At 32.6% G+C, this 16,990-nt stretch carries 18 protein-coding genes, 8 tRNA genes and 1 pseudogene (1 of these 27 running past the window's edge); 20 read left to right on the plus strand and 7 right to left on the minus strand.

The window, feature by feature from the left end; genetic code table 11:
- The 15 genes and pseudogenes from A6J68_RS02720 to A6J68_RS02795 all read left to right on the plus strand — a co-directional run.
- A tRNA-Ser gene (locus tag A6J68_RS02720) sits at nt 1–17 on the plus strand (it extends 73 nt beyond the left edge of the window).
- 10 nt (nt 18–27) lie between these two features.
- Nucleotides 28–101 (plus strand) — tRNA-Met (locus A6J68_RS02725).
- 2 nt (nt 102–103) lie between these two features.
- A tRNA-Phe gene (locus A6J68_RS02730) sits at nt 104–176 on the plus strand.
- An 11-nt stretch (nt 177–187) separates the two neighbouring features.
- Nucleotides 188–268: transfer RNA gene (locus A6J68_RS02735), tRNA-Tyr, on the plus strand.
- Between the two features lie 6 nt (nt 269–274).
- Nucleotides 275–345: transfer RNA gene (locus A6J68_RS02740), tRNA-Trp, on the plus strand.
- A gap of 14 nt (nt 346–359) precedes the next feature.
- Nucleotides 360–432, plus strand: a tRNA-His gene (locus tag A6J68_RS02745).
- 6 nt (nt 433–438) lie between these two features.
- Nucleotides 439–510: transfer RNA gene (locus A6J68_RS02750), tRNA-Gln, on the plus strand.
- Nucleotides 511–520: 10 nt separating this feature from the next.
- Nucleotides 521–604 (plus strand) — tRNA-Leu (locus A6J68_RS02755).
- A 309-nt stretch (nt 605–913) separates the two neighbouring features.
- The gene (locus A6J68_RS02760) at nt 914–1,372 is read left to right on the plus strand and encodes a hypothetical protein (protein ID WP_001233829.1); all 459 of its coding nucleotides are present in this window, start codon (nt 914–916) and stop codon (nt 1,370–1,372) included.
- A gap of 63 nt (nt 1,373–1,435) precedes the next feature.
- Nucleotides 1,436–3,070, plus strand: coding sequence for a DUF2974 domain-containing protein (locus tag A6J68_RS11395; RefSeq protein WP_000073530.1), 1,635 nt, complete (start codon nt 1,436–1,438; stop codon nt 3,068–3,070).
- 18 nt (nt 3,071–3,088) lie between these two features.
- Nucleotides 3,089–3,361 (plus strand): hypothetical protein, encoded by a 273-nt coding sequence (locus A6J68_RS02775; protein WP_000032104.1) that lies wholly within the window; start codon nt 3,089–3,091, stop codon nt 3,359–3,361.
- A 9-nt stretch (nt 3,362–3,370) separates the two neighbouring features.
- Nucleotides 3,371–3,721 carry a hypothetical protein gene (locus A6J68_RS02780; protein ID WP_000228624.1) on the plus strand — a complete coding sequence of 117 codons (351 nt, stop codon included), beginning with the start codon at nt 3,371–3,373 and terminating at the stop codon, nt 3,719–3,721.
- Between the two features lie 447 nt (nt 3,722–4,168).
- Nucleotides 4,169–4,729 (plus strand): GNAT family N-acetyltransferase, encoded by a 561-nt coding sequence (locus A6J68_RS02785; protein ID WP_001031781.1) that lies wholly within the window; start codon nt 4,169–4,171, stop codon nt 4,727–4,729.
- A gap of 99 nt (nt 4,730–4,828) precedes the next feature.
- Nucleotides 4,829–5,380: pseudogene (locus A6J68_RS02790) on the plus strand (GNAT family N-acetyltransferase).
- A 74-nt stretch (nt 5,381–5,454) separates the two neighbouring features.
- On the plus strand, nt 5,455–6,135 hold the full coding sequence (locus tag A6J68_RS02795) for a GNAT family N-acetyltransferase (protein ID WP_025194334.1): 681 nt from the start codon (nt 5,455–5,457) through the stop codon (nt 6,133–6,135).
- Between the two features lie 259 nt (nt 6,136–6,394).
- On the opposite strand, the gene A6J68_RS02800 is transcribed toward A6J68_RS02795, so the two are convergent.
- The 7 genes from A6J68_RS02800 to A6J68_RS02835 form a co-directional block, all read right to left on the minus strand.
- Entirely contained in the window at nt 6,395–7,342 is a 948-nt protein-coding gene (locus A6J68_RS02800; protein ID WP_000598065.1) for a sigma factor regulator N-terminal domain-containing protein, read from the minus strand.
- Nucleotides 7,339–7,830, minus strand: coding sequence for an RNA polymerase sigma factor (locus A6J68_RS02805; RefSeq protein WP_000025251.1), 492 nt, complete (start codon nt 7,828–7,830; stop codon nt 7,339–7,341). The genes A6J68_RS02800 and A6J68_RS02805 overlap by 4 nt, the downstream gene beginning before the upstream one ends.
- 579 nt (nt 7,831–8,409) lie before the next feature.
- The gene (locus A6J68_RS02815; RefSeq protein WP_000794361.1) at nt 8,410–9,018 is read right to left on the minus strand and encodes a TetR/AcrR family transcriptional regulator; all 609 of its coding nucleotides are present in this window, start codon (nt 9,016–9,018) and stop codon (nt 8,410–8,412) included.
- Between the two features lie 23 nt (nt 9,019–9,041).
- On the minus strand, nt 9,042–10,139 hold the full coding sequence (locus A6J68_RS02820) for an ABC transporter permease (protein WP_105253157.1): 1,098 nt from the start codon (nt 10,137–10,139) through the stop codon (nt 9,042–9,044).
- Between the two features lie 2 nt (nt 10,140–10,141).
- On the minus strand, nt 10,142–10,858 hold the full coding sequence (locus A6J68_RS02825) for an ABC transporter ATP-binding protein (RefSeq protein ID WP_000755574.1): 717 nt from the start codon (nt 10,856–10,858) through the stop codon (nt 10,142–10,144).
- A gap of 263 nt (nt 10,859–11,121) precedes the next feature.
- Nucleotides 11,122–11,805, minus strand: coding sequence for a hypothetical protein (locus A6J68_RS02830; RefSeq protein ID WP_000359383.1), 684 nt, complete (start codon nt 11,803–11,805; stop codon nt 11,122–11,124).
- Between the two features lie 20 nt (nt 11,806–11,825).
- Complete coding sequence (locus tag A6J68_RS02835) at nt 11,826–12,137, minus strand: PadR family transcriptional regulator (RefSeq protein ID WP_000613124.1); 312 nt, start codon at nt 12,135–12,137, stop codon at nt 11,826–11,828.
- Between the two features lie 190 nt (nt 12,138–12,327).
- On the opposite strand from A6J68_RS02835, the gene A6J68_RS02840 reads away from it, so the two are divergent.
- The 5 genes from A6J68_RS02840 (at nt 12,328) to A6J68_RS02860 (ending at nt 16,989) form a co-directional block, all read left to right on the plus strand.
- A complete protein-coding gene (locus A6J68_RS02840; RefSeq protein WP_000687000.1) occupies nt 12,328–13,035 on the plus strand; it encodes a hypothetical protein in 708 nt (235 codons plus the stop codon).
- A gap of 277 nt (nt 13,036–13,312) precedes the next feature.
- Nucleotides 13,313–14,461, plus strand: a complete 1,149-nt coding sequence (gene nagA / locus A6J68_RS02845; RefSeq protein WP_000170466.1) for an N-acetylglucosamine-6-phosphate deacetylase — start codon at nt 13,313–13,315, stop codon at nt 14,459–14,461.
- A 117-nt stretch (nt 14,462–14,578) separates the two neighbouring features.
- The gene (locus A6J68_RS02850; RefSeq protein ID WP_000022342.1) at nt 14,579–15,121 is read left to right on the plus strand and encodes an isoprenylcysteine carboxyl methyltransferase family protein; all 543 of its coding nucleotides are present in this window, start codon (nt 14,579–14,581) and stop codon (nt 15,119–15,121) included.
- 312 nt (nt 15,122–15,433) lie between these two features.
- Nucleotides 15,434–16,348, plus strand: coding sequence for a glycine--tRNA ligase subunit alpha (gene glyQ, locus A6J68_RS02855; RefSeq protein ID WP_000038755.1), 915 nt, complete (start codon nt 15,434–15,436; stop codon nt 16,346–16,348).
- Nucleotides 16,348–16,989 (plus strand): FMN-dependent NADH-azoreductase, encoded by a 642-nt coding sequence (locus A6J68_RS02860; RefSeq protein WP_105253158.1) that lies wholly within the window; start codon nt 16,348–16,350, stop codon nt 16,987–16,989. The genes glyQ and A6J68_RS02860 overlap by 1 nt, the downstream gene beginning before the upstream one ends.
- Nucleotide 16,990: the final 1 nt, after the last annotated feature.

Raw genomic sequence — 16,990 nt, forward strand, 5'->3', positions numbered from 1 at the left:
GAATCCCACATCCTCCTTTAAAGATATCGCGGGATGGAGCAGCTAGGTAGCTCGTCGGGCTCATAACCCGAAGGTCGTAGGTTCAAATCCTGCTCCCGCAATAGGCTCGGTAGCTCAGTTGGTAGAGCAATGGATTGAAGCTCCATGTGTCGGCGGTTCGATTCCGTCTCGCGCCATTTATACCTTAGGAGAGATAGCGAAGAGGCTAAACGCGGCGGACTGTAAATCCGCTCCTTCGGGTTCGGGGGTTCGAATCCCTCTCTCTCCATAGTAAACGGGCATAGTTTAAAGGTAGAACTAAGGTCTCCAAAACCTTCAGTGTGGGTTCGATTCCTACTGCCCGTGTTTTTTCTAATATGGCGGGTGTGGTGAAGTGGTTAACACATCAGATTGTGGCTCTGACATTCGTGGGTTCGATTCCCATCACTCGCCTTTTCATGGGGTATAGCCAAGCGGTAAGGCAAGGGACTTTGACTCCCTCATGCGTTGGTTCGAATCCAGCTACCCCAGTTTTAAGATAGCCGGCGTGGCGGAATTGGCAGACGCGCTGGACTCAAAATCCAGTGTCCTCACGGACGTGCCGGTTCGACCCCGGCCGCCGGTATACTTTAAAAGACAAGGTTTCTTGACCTTGTCTTTTTTCTACTAGATAATTTATTGTGAAAAGTTACTTGTAATATATATTTATTTTTTTCATTGTAGAAGAATTTATATAATAATAAATATTAATTATTAATTTAATTAGGGCATTTAAAATATACAAATGATTTTCTGTTTACATGTTAAGACTAAAACTATAAAAATACGTGAAAATTTTGTTATACTAAAATTAATTTTATAATGTTGGTGAATAATAGTTAATTTCATTATATACTTGATATATAAAATTTATATTCTAAGAAAAGAGAACATGATGAGAAAATATATAAAATGGTTAATTCCCATATCAATTTTTGGGATGATACTTGGAGGCTGTCAAATGAATAGTGAACCTAAAAGTCAGTCAAACGAAGTAAAAAATAGCAAGCAATCAGAAGTGAAGAAAGATAAAAAAATGACAAAAAAAGAACAATTAGCCTATCTCAAAGAGCATGAGCAAGAAATCATAGATTATGTAAAATTACATAACAACCAAATTGAGTCCGTTCAATTCGATTGGTCAAGTGTAAAAGTAGAACAAAGCGGGAATGGAACTCCACAAGGGGGTGATTATAATCTTTCACTGAGAGGAAAGTTTAATCATCTACAAAATTCAAAATTAATAGTTGATTTTTATTTAGCTCATAAAAATGATATCCCAAATATCAAATCAATGGGAATGCTAAATAAGCCATATATACATAAAAATGGTATTTGGCACATTTATGAATAGCTTGAATCATCCTATATAAAGTAATAGAATTTTTACCACAAGCAAGGTAGAGGAGAAGAATAATTGAGTAATTGGAACTTAGATAATTTTGATAACTTACATAGCTCTTTAGCAGAAAGTGCATATAATAGTCGACCTAATTCATTTCCTGAATTATTTGAGACTGACTCAGTAACAGAAGTAAAATTTTCTCAACCCTCAGAAGATAACAAAGGTCAAATCACACAGGGTGGCACTAACCTCCCCAATGATGGTATTGTCTACCTGCAACCAGATAAGTCCTTAAAATCTATTGATGAAAATGTAAAGGTCCTCATTCCAGATGTCAATGGAGGCTATCACACTGAGCATTATGTTACTCATTCTTATCAAAAAGGTGTGCTTACTGACGATAAGGCAGGTTTTAATGCTTACTACCTGTCAGATACTGAAAAAATAGATAGCACTACAAAGCACACTTATCTAGCCATTCGTGGTAGTGATGGGATTGGTCTAGATACACTAAACGATTGGGTTAGTAACAATGCAATGTTTGCTGTCTCTAACAAGTATATTCCACAAGCGAAATTGGCTAATAAGGCAATGAAAGAAAAAATTGCCGAGCTAAAAGGAAAAGCACCTGGAGCTGTTATGGATATTACTGGTCACTCACTCGGTACAATTGTATCATCTCAAGCAGTAGTTAATCTTAGCTATGCAGAATTGGAGAATGTTGGTCAAGTAGTCCTTTTCGATGGCCCTGATGTATCAAGAAGCTTGGAAAAAATGGAAGGCATTTCTGCTAAAAAAATCCAAGAAGCTGGGAAGCATGTTACCTACTATGTCAATCCCTTTGATATAGTTAGTATGCTTAATCGTGAAAAGCCATGGAAAGACCAATTCGGGAAAGTAAATGTCATTGTTCCTAGTAAATATACGGGTACTTTTGATGAGCAATCTTCTCACGATTTTGGTGCCTTCCAAATTGATAGTAGCGGAAATCCTTTAGTTGCTTCTGAAAGCTATCATCCAGAATTATTAACATCTGGTCAAGACTTAGCTAGACTCGAAAAAAAATTCATAAAGAATCTTTTAGGAGAGCATTATGATTCGGATAAGCTAGGACCAGTACTCAAAGGCGCTCTGACTGGGGACCTGACTCGACTAATTGCAACATTAAAAGCTTGTGGTATCAGTGTCACTGTAAACGAAGCTAAAAAACTGTACGATAACTTCCAAAAAGACTACAAAGCCATAATTTCCAAAGCTAAAAAAGATGGCCTCGAGTGGGATCGCAAAAACATCGCAAGCTTCCATAGTAGGATCAAATCAGCATCAGGCAGTCAACGGATTTTACTTAGAACTCAAATGCTCTATATGGCAACGCAATTAGCAGAAGCAGATGTTTCAGAAAAAGTCTCTGCAACAAAAAAACATATTAGTGAAGCTAAGGATACGATTGTAGAAATATCGACATCCACTATTTCATCAGCTGAAATAATGGCTATGCACCTTGGCCAATCAGAAGTTGATGCTCTGGTTTCAGATATAAAAATGTCAACAGTTTGGAATGATAGCGTAGAGACTTCTGATTATGAAGCACTTGATCACTATAAAACAAAAATGACCACATTTACGACCAATTTAGTAACAGTTGCACAAAATTTAACAGCTCAAGATGAGCAACTAGCTGGTGATATTGTCACAAACTTATCCTAAAATAGAGAGATTAAATGAATGTCCAAAGAATTGAAATTGCCCTTGAATAAAATGTTGAAAGAACAAGAAAGAATAGCTATTAAGGCAATAGTTGCTACAGCAAAAAGCACTATTACGGATACTGGAACAAATTTAAAAGCAACCATAGAGACAGATGCCCAAGACCTAAAAAACTATGCATCCACCTATAACGCCAATATCACGGATGGTCTTGAAGGCCAGTCAGCTCAAGCAGCATCTGATTTCTTGACACAACTTCCAAAACCAGAGTTAGATAATCCAGTCAACTAGGAGGCTAGTATGGTAGATACAAAAAAACTGCAAGAACTCGATCAAGAGTATGATCAAAATCTCAGAAACATTTATCGTAACAGAGAGCAACTAGAGGATGACTTTCACTTGTTTATGGCAAGAACAGATAGCCTAAAAGAGTCTGTCTATCAAGCAACTTTAGGTCAAGGTTGGGAATTACCCCAAGAAGCTCATGCACACCTATATAATATGGATGATAATAAGGATACATTCATATCAGAATTCAATGAATATATGGAAAAGCTTGAAGAAAAGGAAATAGAGCTTCGAAGAGTTTATAATGATAGAGTAGATGAATTGTATCAGAAGGCTAAGCAAAACGAAGCAAAAAAAGGATAAAAATTTTTTCAAGTAATATATATAAATATGAAAAATAAAGAATCTTGCAGTAAAATGAGTATTTATTTTTCACGACGAACAGTCACTACAAAATCACTAAAATCTCAAAATTACTTGGTTTTTAAGTTAATGTCTAATACTCAAACCTTGTTAAATCAATGTTTGTTATCTTTAAAAAGTGCTCAGTAGCACTCAAAATCCAGTGTCCTCACGGACGTGTCGGTTCGACCCCAGCCGCCGGTATACTTTAAAAGATAAGGTTTCTAGACCTTGTCTTTTTTGTTTTGTTAGATAATTTATTGTGAAAAGTTACCTAAAATTACTTATATTTGTTTTTTATTATTGTATTTTTTATAATGTAGTTAATAACTTTTCAAGGAGGTAATATTATGGAAATTTTAATTAAAACACACTTATTTATTTACTCTGGAAGAAAGGAAATAAAAATTGAATAAATTTTTTTTAGAATCAGAGAGACTTATTATAAGGCCACTAGAAGAAAGTGATTATGATAGTTGGTATACTAGTTTTATGAATCGTGGACCATCTTTAACTCCATTTGATGATGGGATACTTGATATGTCTATGTGTGACATTAATTGGTTTAAAAATTTAGTAAATTTACAAAGGAAAGAATGGGAAAGTGACATAGTATATATATTTGGTGTTTTTCTAAAAAGCGGTGAGCACGTAGGAATGTTAAATATTGTTACCCTTGCAAGAGCAGATATGCAATGGGGAGAATTGGGATATGTTTTTCATAATCAATTTTGGAGTAATGGCTATGCATTTGAGTCAATCTTGGCATTACTTAATAGTACTTATGAAAAATTGGGTTTTCATCATATTGAAGCACAGATTACTCCTGGGAATGAACGATCGGAAAAGTTGGTTAGAAGATTGGGATTAACCTATGAGACAACTCGAAAAGATTTTTCATTTGAGAATGGAAAATGGACAGATAAACTGATTTATAGTATAAATTTACATAATAATAATTTAGAATAATTTTATAGACTTACAAAGAAATTTAAAGCTTATAATATTGTATTTTTGGAGATTATTGAAGTGGTTTATAGATAATTAAGGAAGGAATATTGATTAGAAATGAATAATTTGGATACACTATATTGTAATTTAGCAATGTGCAATCATAGTACTAATGGAAAGGTAGCGACTTCAGCTTGTTGATTTATCTAATGTAAATGAGTTTTTAGAATTTTCATCTGATTTTGAAACTGTATTTCATATGCAACGATATAAAGCCAATACCACAGAAGAAGCACATTGATTTTGGCGAATGTCTGTATGAAATCATTATTAGGAATCTATGCGATGATTGAAACAGAATCAAATAAAATGATTGGTATTATAGAATTAGAAATTAGAGACGAGTTTCCAGCAGAATTCGGTTATATATTAAATAAAAATTATAGTGGAAAAGGTTATATGATAAAAGCTTGTTCAAAATTGATGTCAATTGGATTTGAACAACTAGATTTGGAAAGAATTTATGCTCGATTTGAACTAATAATAAAAAATCTGAAAATGTTATGGAATGCCTAAGAATGCAAAAAGAAGGTGAACGTCGTCATATTGTAAAAAAATCCAAAAGGTGAGTGGAAAACCAGAGCATATTATTCTATTTTAAAGGAATAATATTTTAAATAGACGACAATAAAAATTTGTGAAAGCAGAAAAATTAAATGAGATACAATAGGTTTAATCAACTAGTGGGTGATGTCGTTGAAAATTTTACGGAAGGTAAAAATCCGAAGATTGATACACTTAATGGGAAAACAGTTAGAATAGAAAAAATAAATCCAGATCATTTTGAAGACTTATTTCAAGTTTATGGAGAATTGTCTACTGAAGATAGTTTAACTTATATGTCTTTTAGCAAATTTAATAGTAAGAATGAATTTGATGTCTTTTTCCAAACTCTATTAAAATCAGAAGATCCTTATTATTTAGCTATTGTTGATAATAATACTGGTAAAGCATTAGGGACTTTTTCATTAATGCGTATTGATACAAAAAATAGAGTTGTTGAAATGGGATGGGTGGTTTATTCATCAAAACTAAAACAAACAAGGATAGCAACAGAAGCTCAATATTTGGTTATGAAATATGTTTTTGAAGAACTCTGTTACCGCCGTTATGAGTGGAAATGTGATAGTTTGAATGCACCATCTAATAATTCTGCAAAACGACTTGGTTTTACTTTTGAAGGAACTTTTAGACAAGCTGTTGTATATAAGGGTCGTAACAGAGATACAAATTGGTATTCTATTTTAGATAAAGAATGGCCAGAGAAAAAAACACGGTTTGAAAGATGGCTAGATGATTCAAACTTTGATGTAAATGAGTATCAAATCAGATCACTATCAAGCATTGAGCAGAAGACAAAATAGAGTCATTCATTAATCACTAAAATTTCAAAATTACATGTTTTTTTAGCTAACATCTTAAACTTTGTTAAATAAATGTTTATTAACTTTTAAAGGTGCATGGTAGGACTCAAAATCGGGTGTCCTCACGGACGTGCTAGCTCGACTTTGGTCGCGGGCATCAAAGAAAAAAGTCAAGATTATTATCTTGTCTTTTTTTCTATGAGTTATTAGCTGTAAAAGTTACGTAAAATTACCAAACAAATTTTTTAACAATTAATTATCATTCTTTATCTAATTTATAATAGGGCTTATATTCTATGTTTGCCCCTATACTTGAAGCATGTATCCATTCTTTTTCTTTAAGTTGTTTAAAGTTTTCGGCTTTACCTGTTAATATTATTCCCGAAAATTTTAATTTGTCGCTATTATTTACCTTGTCGTATTTTTTGGCATACTTTTCTAAATCTGAGTAGATATTTATATTATTAAAGTATACTTTTGAGTTACCTTTTAAGTTTTCTTTTATTTTATCTATGAATATTTGTGGTGTATTCAAAGTTTCAGGATCTGTACCGAATTGATACTTTGTTGGCCAATATGATGTATCTAATTCTGTGCTTGTACCTATCCATAACCAATTTTGTTTTATATTATTTGGTATCATTGTTTTTATTTCTTTGTAACTATAGGACTTATCAAAAGTTATTGCAATTTCAATAAGATCATTATTCAATTTATTTACATATTTTAAATCATTTGTTGGAGTTGTTTTGGCTTCTCCTTTTTTATACTTAACATTTTTATTGAAAAATTGTGGAACTTTTTGTCTAGTACCTCGATCATACAAGCCATTCTTTTCTGATTTTTCATCAGCATTTGTGCCAAAAGTACCTGAGATACTATAATTTTCTTCAAAACTAGAATATGGAATTTGAACCCCATCGATATCTTTAAATCTATCAGCATGTACTTTACCAGTAAACTGACCGCTTGGCTGGTAATAGAGACTATCATAGGAAATATTTGGATATGCTATTTCAGAAAGTAGTTCAAAGTTATGATATGTTTTTTGACCATTTTTTGAAGTTAAATATGTAAATCCTTTAAAAGCTATTCCAACTACTAATAGTACAGTTATTAATGCCAATACTACTGTCTTGAATAATGTTTTCCTTTTCCTTTTTTTGGCTAATTGTTCCAGTGGATCACTAAACTTTGTTTTTATCATATTTTAAAATTATCCTTTTCTAAATATTTTTTAACTTCTCTTCTAGCTCGCATAAGTCTTATTTTAATTGTACTTTGTGATTGTCCAGTAATTTCAGATATTTCTTTAATTGAAAAATCATTAAAATAATATAAATCTATTAAAGTTTGATAATCCTTCTTCAAGTGTAATATTGCTTCATGTAATTCAAAAAACTTCTCTGATTCGGTGTAATACAAGTTATTTTCTATAAAGAATTCTTTTTGCAGGATTTCGTTATAGCGTTTATTTCTTCGATAAAGATCAATATACCTCCTAATTGTAGTACGATACATCCAAGCTTTTATTTTATCAAGTGGAAGGGAGAAATCAGATTCTAGTATTTGTAAAAAGACGTCTTGAGTAACATCCTGTGCTTGACTAGGATTAACACCTGACTTAATAAGGTAAGCTATTATTTGATGTGAAATAACTAGTAATTCTTTTTCATAGTCATCTAAAATTGACATTTTACCTCCTTTCGCTATTATATTAAACCCTCTTCATTAATATAACGAATTAAAGAGAGCTTTGGTTACATAAAAAAATAATTTATATATATTAAAAATCAGGTGATGGTAAAAATTAAAGATAAAATAATAAACTTGTTTTTAGTTCATATGTTAGCTCTAAATAATAATATGAAATCGTAAAAATTTTGTTAGACTAACATTGGTTTTAAAATCTTGTAAAAAATAATTATTTTTATTAGGTACTTGACATAAGAAGTAGTTTTTAAGAAAAGAGAGCATGATGAAAAAATATATAAAATGGTTAATTCCCATATCTATTATTGGGATGTTACTAGTAGGCTGTCAAATGAATAGGGGATCTAAAAGTCAGTCAAACGAAGTAAAAAATAGCAAGCAATCAGAAGTGAAGAAAGGTAAAAATATGATAAAAAAGAACAGTTAGCCTACTTAAAGAACATGAACAAGAAATAATGGTGAATTATTTAAATGTATCTTTTGATAGAGTAGAGTATACGATGGTATTTTTAATGAGATGTAGAGTAGATTGAATGCTTTCTTTAAATTTAGAAGTATTATCTAGCTCAGTAATTTTAATATTTGTTTTTCTATTTGTTTTAGTTCTTCCTCTAGATTTTCAGGCTTTATATTAAGGATATATAATTGAATAAAGAAAGTAATGAACTGTCCGATTACTGCTCGAAGTATTTCCATTTTATTCAACGAATTTCCTTCACTTAAACAGTTGAAAATTTTAGTAATGTTTGGATCAGTTGAATTTATTAGCTTAGTAAAAATAGTTGATGTTTCACTATTGATTAATAATTCTTGCATCAATATTTTAATGAGATCATTATTTTTTTCAATAAATTTAAAACGGTCCTGTACAAAGAAATGAATTAGTTCCTCTTTAGTAGAAAATGTAGATAATTCTGTAAAGAAGGGGCGTCCAATAGTTTGTACGATTAACTCGAGAATAAAGACCAAAAGCTTGTCTTTAGTTTCAAAATATTTATATATAGTTGCTTGGCTAACTTCTGCATTTTTAGCTAGTTGAGCAGTGGAAGTTCCATGGAAGCCTTGTGAGGCAAAGAGCTCTATAGCGGATAAAATAACTTTTTGTTTTCCTTTTGGCATCTCTTGGTCATTAATATACTGTTCAATAGAAAAAATAATATTATTTTTCATACTTAGTTCCTTTTCAAATGGTATTATACTTTACGGTATCGTTTTAGTCCAAAGATATTTGCGATGGTTAAAATAATTAAAAATAGAAGAAGTACCAGAAGATTTGAAGAAACGTTAGGTAATCCTTGACCGTACATAATTATTTTTGTAAGTGCATCACCAGAGTAGGATAGCGGTAGAATTTTACCGACTGTCTGAGCCCAACTTGCCATATTTTCTAGAGGGATTATTCCTGAAAAGAATAATTGAGGCATTATAATTAAGGGAATAAATTGCATCATTTGAACTTCTGATTTTGCTAGAGTAGACATTAAGATTCCTAATGATAAGGCAACCAGAGCCAAAATAAAATTGACAATGATGACACTAAAAATACTACCTACAACTTGAATATCTAGTAGCCAAATAGTTGATAAAACGATAACTATCGTTTGAATAATTGCTAGAATGCCGTATGATAACATATATCCAAATACAATATCACTACGTTTAACAGGAGTTGCAAGGAGTCGATCAAGTGTACCAGAAGTACGCTCTTTTAATAAAGCCATTCCAGAAATTAAAAAAACAAAGAAGAAGACCATAAATCCCATTAGTATTGGTATCATTTTTGCAAAAAAGCCTGTATTTTTATTTCCGTAATTATATTTTTCTTTGATATATTTGGAGCGAGTTTGTAAGGATTGTGCTAGTTTCGGATTCTTATTAGCTAAAATTTTAACTTGCGAAATCAGTTCCTTACTGTTCATTGTATTAACAGCGGTTTTAAAAGCTTGTCTTGTTAAAGTCGTCTTTGAAGAATCTGTATTCGCATAGAAGACAGTATAAGATTTATTGTCCTCCGAAATAAGAGCATCAATTTTATTTGATTTGAGTGCTTTTTTAGCAGATGAGTTAAATTTAAATGATCTCACTTGAATATGCTTAATATTATCTAAATTTGAAACGACCTTCGTGTTAACGTTAATAGTTCCAATCTTAACTTTTGTATTACTATTCGCAGAAAACATAACATTCATCAAAAACATAATTAAAATAGGTGCTAAAAACATCATAGCAAGTGTTCTTTTATCACGAAACAGTTCTTTTATAACCTTTTCAGTTATTGCAATAATTCTCATGATTATTCTCCTTCAGCTTTTAAGAAAACTTCCTCAATAGTACTCACATTAAATTGTTTTTTTAAATGTAATGGAGTATCAAAGGCAATAATGTTTCCACGTAATAGTAGTGCAACCTTACTTGTTAATTCTGCTTCATCCATAACGTGGGTTGTAATAAAGATAGAACGTCCTTCATCCTTAATATTAATTAGCTCTTGCCAGATTTTTCTCCTCAAGGATGGATCAATTCCAACGGTAGGTTCATCTAGGATTAAAACTGTGGGGTTTCCAAGTAGGGCGATGGCTAGAGAAAGCCGTCTTTTCATACCTCCTGAGTAACCTGAGACAAATTTATCAAGTTGGTTTTCTAGATCTACTACTTTAGAAATATGAGTTATCTGCTGTTTTAATTCAGTTTTTTGAATACCTTTCATTTTTCCAAAGAATAATAAATTTTCTAAGCCAGTTAAAGACTCGTGTAAGGCATCAGATTGAGCCATATAGCCAATTTGATTTAAAATATTACGATCTGGCATTTGAGTATCAAGAACAAGAGCTGTTCCCTTATCTGCTTTTTCCATGCCAAGCATAGTTTTAATCAAGGTAGATTTCCCTGCTCCAGAGGGTCCTATTAATCCAATTATTTCTCCTTTAAACACCTCCAAATTAATATTATTTAAAACAGTTTCTGAGGCGTATGCTTTTTGTAGTTTTTTTAAATCGATGACTTTTTTCATGATAACTTTTTGCTCCTCTCTCAGTGAGTGAGTGTTTACTCACCAATTTGATATCATATATTATAGTGTGTAAAGACAGGCTTGTCAATAAAAGAATTGACAGGAAGTTAATATACTATAATAGTCAATAAAATGGCTTATTTGAGATAACTAATTTTTTATCTTAAAAATCAGTTGCATGGAGAGCATTCGTGAAAATGGGCACAGAATAAAACGACTAAGAATATCCTTGTCGTTTTATTTTTTATATAGTTATACCTCTTTTAAAATTCAATATAATAATGTTTATTCAGGTATTTTTTAACAATGATATGAAGAGAGAAGCTAAGTCCCAGTATAATTAAATAAATCCAAAGGGGGATATTAATGAAAGGAAGATGACAATATTTTCCTATAAGGATATAAGCTATGATAAGCGAAAGAATTAGAAACATATATCGAAAGAAATATTTCTTTTCTTTCGATTTATCGAAGTTATATGTAGCATATATTATGGTATCAGTTATCTTGACAGCAATAATACTGATAAAGATTGCAAAAAGAACATCTAATAGAGTAATAGGGATTAGATCTGGTACTGACTGTTGAAGTGCTTCAGTAATGAGATATCCTCCTAAAAAGATAATCATTTGGATAGTTAGTAGTAAAATGGCTAAATCCCAACGTTGTAATGTTTCTTCTTTCTTAGAGATTTTAGGTGTAGATTTAATAACTTGGTTTATAAAGTCGTGCCTATCTTCTCCAAATACACTAACTAAACTTGCTTGTCGCTCTTGTGCTTCTAATAACATATTGACAATATCATTTCGAATGAGCTCCTGGTGGTAGGGGCTAATGCTAGCACCTCGCAAATAGACAATCATATCTGTATAGGTTTGGTTATTAGAGTTATCAATTCTTCCTTCTAATAGCGTATTTTCTTTTTGTAATTTTTTCAGTTTATCCATGCTAGTTTCCTCTCCAATTTTTAGAGTAGTTTGTTTAATGCTTTACTAAGTGACTCCCAATTCTGTTTAAATTGGGCTAATTGCTCCACGCCTTCATTGGTTAACGTATAATATTTACGTTTAGGTCCTTGAGGGGAAGGCTTTTGTTGTCCTTTTATATATTTATTGCTTTGTAGCCTTAAGATAATGGGGTAGATTGTCCCTTCGGAAATTTCCCCAAAACCATAAGAATTTAATTTTTTTGAGATTTCATAAGCATAAGTCTCCTCTTGCTGTATGATTTTTAGGATAGCTCCTTCAAGTAATCCTTTTAGCATTTGCGATGGAATCATATTATATCCTTATCTATATTGTAATACAAGTTACTGGTTAACTACATTGTAATACAAAGTAGTTGAGATGTCAAATATAACTAAGTTACCGGTAGAAAATAAGAGTGATAGACGATGATTCTTCTAAAATAGGTTTGTTTATGTCCTTTAGTTTATGTTATAATAATGTGAAGAAACTTTAGGAGTGAGTATGAAAATAGATAAAAAAGAACTTTTAGCACTTATTGCTAGTATTATTTTATTAATTTTTGCTTCTGTTACGTTTTTCTTATTTAAAGATCATGGCACTACTCAAATGGATACTGTAGAAAGCAGTGTTAACCATGTCAGTGATTCTCAATTAACTGAGGCACAAGATATGTTAGATAAATTTGAGAAGAAACCTTCAGAAAAATTATTGAAGGATGTCGAACTTGCTTTAAATAAATTGTCCAATTCTTCTAAAAAAGAAGCTTTGCAAAAACGTTTTAAGAAAGCAAAAGATAAGTATCTTAAAGACGAAGCAGATAAGAAAGCTACCAAAGATGCTACAGATTTAGTAGAAATTCTAGAACAAGCCCCTTCAGAAGAAAATGTGTTAAAAGCTGAAGCAGCAGTCAAAAAGTTAACTGTCAAAGAATCTAAAGAAGCTTTACAAAAACGTATTGATACTGTTAAGACACAATATGGTTTGATTGGGAATCAAACTCCCTCTAGTTCAGTAGCTGAAACTACAGAACAAGGGACAGCTAATCCTGCTAGTCAGGATACTTCTAGTTACGTTAATCAGGATGTAGCACCAACTTATGAGCAACCGCAAACGAATAATACACCAGTTACTCCAGGGGTTAACAATACTGTTCCGACTCCAGGAACTGGTACTGTACCTGCTACTAATGGGACGGGTGTTGCTCAGTAAAATCCTGAAAGTCTAGTTTTACTAGACTTTTTTGCTATGCTTTTTAATTAGCCATTCTCATCAAAAACTATAAGAGAATTAGCAATTGATAGTTTTGGAGAAGGAAAAGAATTATGAGCAACAGCAATTAAAACCTTAAAAGTACAACCAAGTGAAGTGGTTTATAACAAGTGTATAGTTCTTTCTTAGAATAAACCATGACTTTTTAAAAAATAGGTATATACCATTTACAAAAATACCTTAAAGCGTTATAATGAGAGTGAATGGGGGGAAGAAGATGACGAAGTACATCAAGGCTGACCGATTCTTTTATGCTGATCATGTAAAGGAAAACGGTTATTTAGAAATAAAAGATAATCACTTTGGTAAATGGATAGAAAATATTTCTGGACAAGAGGAGATTTTAGATTATTCAGGTTACCAAATAGCACCTGGTTTAGTTGATACACATATTCATGGTTTTGCTGGCGCTGATGTTATGGATTGTGATTCAGAAGGAATTTTGCGAATGAGTGCTGGCTTACTATCTACTGGAGTCACATCTTTCTTGCCGACAACCCTAACTTCAGATACAAAGCGACTAGAAGAGGCGTCTAAAGCAGTTGCGGCAGTAGCGGGCAAAGAACAAGGAGCAAAAATTCAAGGCATCTATTTTGAGGGACCATATTTTACTGAGGAATATAAAGGAGCTCAAAATCCGATTTATATGAGAAATCCAAACTTGGAAGAGTTTGCTCAATGGCAGAAGGCTGCAAAAGGCTTGATTACAAAAATTGCTTTGGCACCAGAACGTGAGGGAGTTGAGGAATTTGTCTCAGCAATCACAAAGCAAGGTGTTACGGTAGCTTTAGGTCATTCTAATGGGACATATAAAGAAGCTAAAAAGGCAGTGAAGGCGGGTGCCTCAGTTTGGGTACATGCGTATAATGGTATGCGTGGTTTGACACACCGAGAACCAGGTATGGTTGGTGCGGTTTATAATTTACCTAATACTTATGCTGAACTCATTTGCGATGGTCATCACGTTGATCCTGTTGCTTGTGACATTTTAATGACACAAAAAGGCCATAATCATGTGGCATTAATAACAGATTGTATGGCAGCTGGAGGTGCCCCTGATGGAGATTATATGTTAGGGGAATTGCCCGTGGTTGTGTCTAATGGAACTGCGCGTTTGAAAGATGGAGGGAATTTAGCTGGTTCTATTCTTAAGCTCAAAGATGGATTAAAAAATGTTGTAGAATGGGGAATTGCTACTCCGGAAGAGGCAGTGCGTATGGCGAGTTATGTTCCAGCAGTGTCTGTAGGCATTGATAATGTCTGTGGACAGATAAAAGAAGGCTATGCAGCGGATTTTATTGTATTAGATAAACATCTAGATTTAGTTGCAACATACCTTGATGGAGAAAAACGTTGGCAATCTTGAAAGAACTAGTTTTTACTAGTTCTTTTTAATTTATTAATTTTTAATGAAATATAGTTTGACAATAAAACTATTTTTCTTATAATGTTGTAATATAATACAAAACAATAGGAGTTTACAATGTCAATTATTATTGGGTTAATGGCCGCTATGTTTATCATTCGTTTAGCTTATTTAAAGCTATCTATAGCTAATGAAAAGGCCTTAAGAAAAAATGGTGCTAAAGAATATGGTGTAGGTGTTTCAAAAGCAATCACAGTTCTTCATATTATCATTTATTTTTCATCTGTAACTGAGGCTGTTCTAACAAAAGCAAGTTTTAATTTTGTTAGCGTAATCGGGCTTAGCTTGATGATTTTTTCTGTGTTTATGTTACATACAGTAACACGTTTACTTGGTCGTATTTGGACAGTGAAATTAATGGTAGATAAAAATCATCAATTTGTAGATCACTGGCTATTTAGGGTTGTTAAGCATCCTAACTATTTCTTAAATATTGCTCCTGAACTTTTAGGTGTAACTTTATTGTGTCATGCTAAGTATACAGCATTATTTGTCTTGCCAATTTATGCTTTTGTTATTTATTTAAGAATTCGTGAAGAAAACTTATTATTAAAAACGATCATTATTCCAAATGGAATCAAAAAGTCTAGGGTATCTTAAGAATAAGATAAATAGTAGACATAAAAGTCATTTTTTGTTATACTGTCTCAGTAAGAAGAGGTGTTCATCAGCTGTTTTTTTAGCGAGCTCAAGGTAGTGAAAGTTGGGTAGAATAGGATGAATATTGGCACTTTTTAGTGAGTAAAAGTACAATCAAAAATGAAGTAATAAATTAGGGTGGAACCGCGTCTTTGACGCCCCTGTGCTGTTGGGCATAGGTGGTGTAGGACGTGGTTTTTATCATTTGTCCGTTTTAAGTCAATTGTTGTCACCTTCCCAACAGCTGTAATAAAGTATGAAAGAAGGAAAATGATGTCTAAGAAATTAACTTTTCAAGAAATTATTCTAACTTTACAACAGTTTTGGAATGACCAAGGCTGTATGTTAATGCAAGCTTATGATAATGAGAAAGGAGCAGGGACAATGAGCCCTTATACTTTCTTACGTGCTATAGGCCCTGAGCCTTGGAATGCTGCATACGTTGAACCATCACGTCGTCCAGCTGATGGCCGCTATGGTGAAAATCCAAACCGTCTTTACCAACATCATCAATTTCAAGTGGTAATGAAGCCTTCGCCGTCAAATATTCAAGAACTTTATTTGAAGTCTTTGGAATTACTAGGTATCAATCCACTTGAGCATGATATCCGTTTTGTTGAAGATAACTGGGAAAATCCATCTACAGGTTCAGCTGGATTAGGTTGGGAAGTTTGGCTTGATGGAATGGAAATAACACAATTTACTTATTTCCAACAAGTAGGTGGACTTCAAACAGGTCCTGTAACTTCTGAAGTTACTTATGGACTAGAGCGTTTAGCCTCTTATATTCAAGAGGTAGATTCTGTTTATGATATTGAGTGGGCACCAGGTGTTAAATATGGTGAAATCTTTACTCAGCCAGAGTATGAGCATTCAAAATATTCATTTGAGATATCAGACCAAGTAATGTTACTTGAAAACTTTGAGAAATTTGAAAGAGAAGCAAAACGTGCTTTAGAAGAAGGACTTGTTCATCCAGCTTATGACTACGTCCTTAAATGTTCACACACCTTTAATTTATTAGATGCACGTGGAGCAGTATCTGTTACTGAGCGTGCAGGCTATATTGCACGTATTCGGAATTTAGCACGTGTTGTTGCTAAAACCTTTGTTGCCGAACGTAAAAAACTTGGTTTCCCACTTTTGGATGAGGAAACTCGTATCAAATTACTTGCTGAGGAAGACTAATGAACACACTCATTGTTAATAGTCATCCTGATTTTTCGAATCCGTACTCATTTACAACTATTCTACAAGAAAAGTTTATTGAACTTTATAATGAGCATTTCCCTAACCATCAGTTATCTATTTTAAATTTATATGATTGTTTTTTGCCAGAAATTACGAAAGAAGTACTACTTTCGATTTGGTCTAAACAAAGAAAGGGTTTGGAATTAACAGCCGATGAGATTGTTCAAGCTAAAATCTCTAAAGATTTACTTGAACAGTTTAAGTCACATCACCGTATTGTCTTTGTTTCTCCAATGCACAATTACAATGTGACTGCTAGAGCAAAAACTTATATTGATAATATTTTTATTGCAGGTGAGACTTTCAAGTACACTGAAAATGGTTCGGTCGGATTAATGACAGATGACTATCGTCTGCTTATGTTAGAATCTGCGGGTTCTATTTATTCTAAAGGACAATATAGTCCATATGAATTTCCTGTTCATTATTTAAAAGCTATCTTTAAAGATTTTATGGCTTTTGATGATTTCTGTGTTGTTCGTGCAGAAGGTACCGATATTTTAGATAGGCAAGTTGTTCTTGATAAGATGAATCAGGATTTAAGAGAAGCATTTGAAGCGTTTTATAGTAAGGAGTAGG

The sequence above is a fragment of the Streptococcus sp. 'group B' genome, from assembly GCF_002073795.1.
Taxonomy (GTDB): domain Bacteria; phylum Bacillota; class Bacilli; order Lactobacillales; family Streptococcaceae; genus Streptococcus; species Streptococcus agalactiae.

Coding starts and splice junctions, on each gene's coding strand:
- A6J68_RS02760 (WP_001233829.1), top strand. CDS start 914: ATGAGAAAATATATAAAATGGTTAATTCCCATATCAATTTTTGGGATG.
- A6J68_RS02775 (WP_000032104.1), top strand. CDS start 3,089: ATGTCCAAAGAATTGAAATTGCCCTTGAATAAAATGTTGAAAGAACAA.
- A6J68_RS02780 (WP_000228624.1), top strand. CDS start 3,371: ATGGTAGATACAAAAAAACTGCAAGAACTCGATCAAGAGTATGATCAA.
- A6J68_RS02800 (WP_000598065.1), bottom strand. CDS start 7,342: ATGATAAAAACAAAGTTTAGTGATCCACTGGAACAATTAGCCAAAAAA.
- A6J68_RS02805 (WP_000025251.1), bottom strand. CDS start 7,830: ATGTCAATTTTAGATGACTATGAAAAAGAATTACTAGTTATTTCACAT.
- A6J68_RS02815 (WP_000794361.1), bottom strand. CDS start 9,018: ATGAAAAATAATATTATTTTTTCTATTGAACAGTATATTAATGACCAA.
- A6J68_RS02820 (WP_105253157.1), bottom strand. CDS start 10,139: ATGAGAATTATTGCAATAACTGAAAAGGTTATAAAAGAACTGTTTCGT.
- A6J68_RS02825 (WP_000755574.1), bottom strand. CDS start 10,858: ATGAAAAAAGTCATCGATTTAAAAAAACTACAAAAAGCATACGCCTCA.
- A6J68_RS02830 (WP_000359383.1), bottom strand. CDS start 11,805: ATGGATAAACTGAAAAAATTACAAAAAGAAAATACGCTATTAGAAGGA.
- A6J68_RS02835 (WP_000613124.1), bottom strand. CDS start 12,137: ATGATTCCATCGCAAATGCTAAAAGGATTACTTGAAGGAGCTATCCTA.
- A6J68_RS02840 (WP_000687000.1), top strand. CDS start 12,328: ATGAAAATAGATAAAAAAGAACTTTTAGCACTTATTGCTAGTATTATT.
- nagA (WP_000170466.1), top strand. CDS start 13,313: ATGACGAAGTACATCAAGGCTGACCGATTCTTTTATGCTGATCATGTA.
- A6J68_RS02850 (WP_000022342.1), top strand. CDS start 14,579: ATGTCAATTATTATTGGGTTAATGGCCGCTATGTTTATCATTCGTTTA.
- glyQ (WP_000038755.1), top strand. CDS start 15,434: ATGTCTAAGAAATTAACTTTTCAAGAAATTATTCTAACTTTACAACAG.
- A6J68_RS02860 (WP_105253158.1), top strand. CDS start 16,348: ATGAACACACTCATTGTTAATAGTCATCCTGATTTTTCGAATCCGTAC.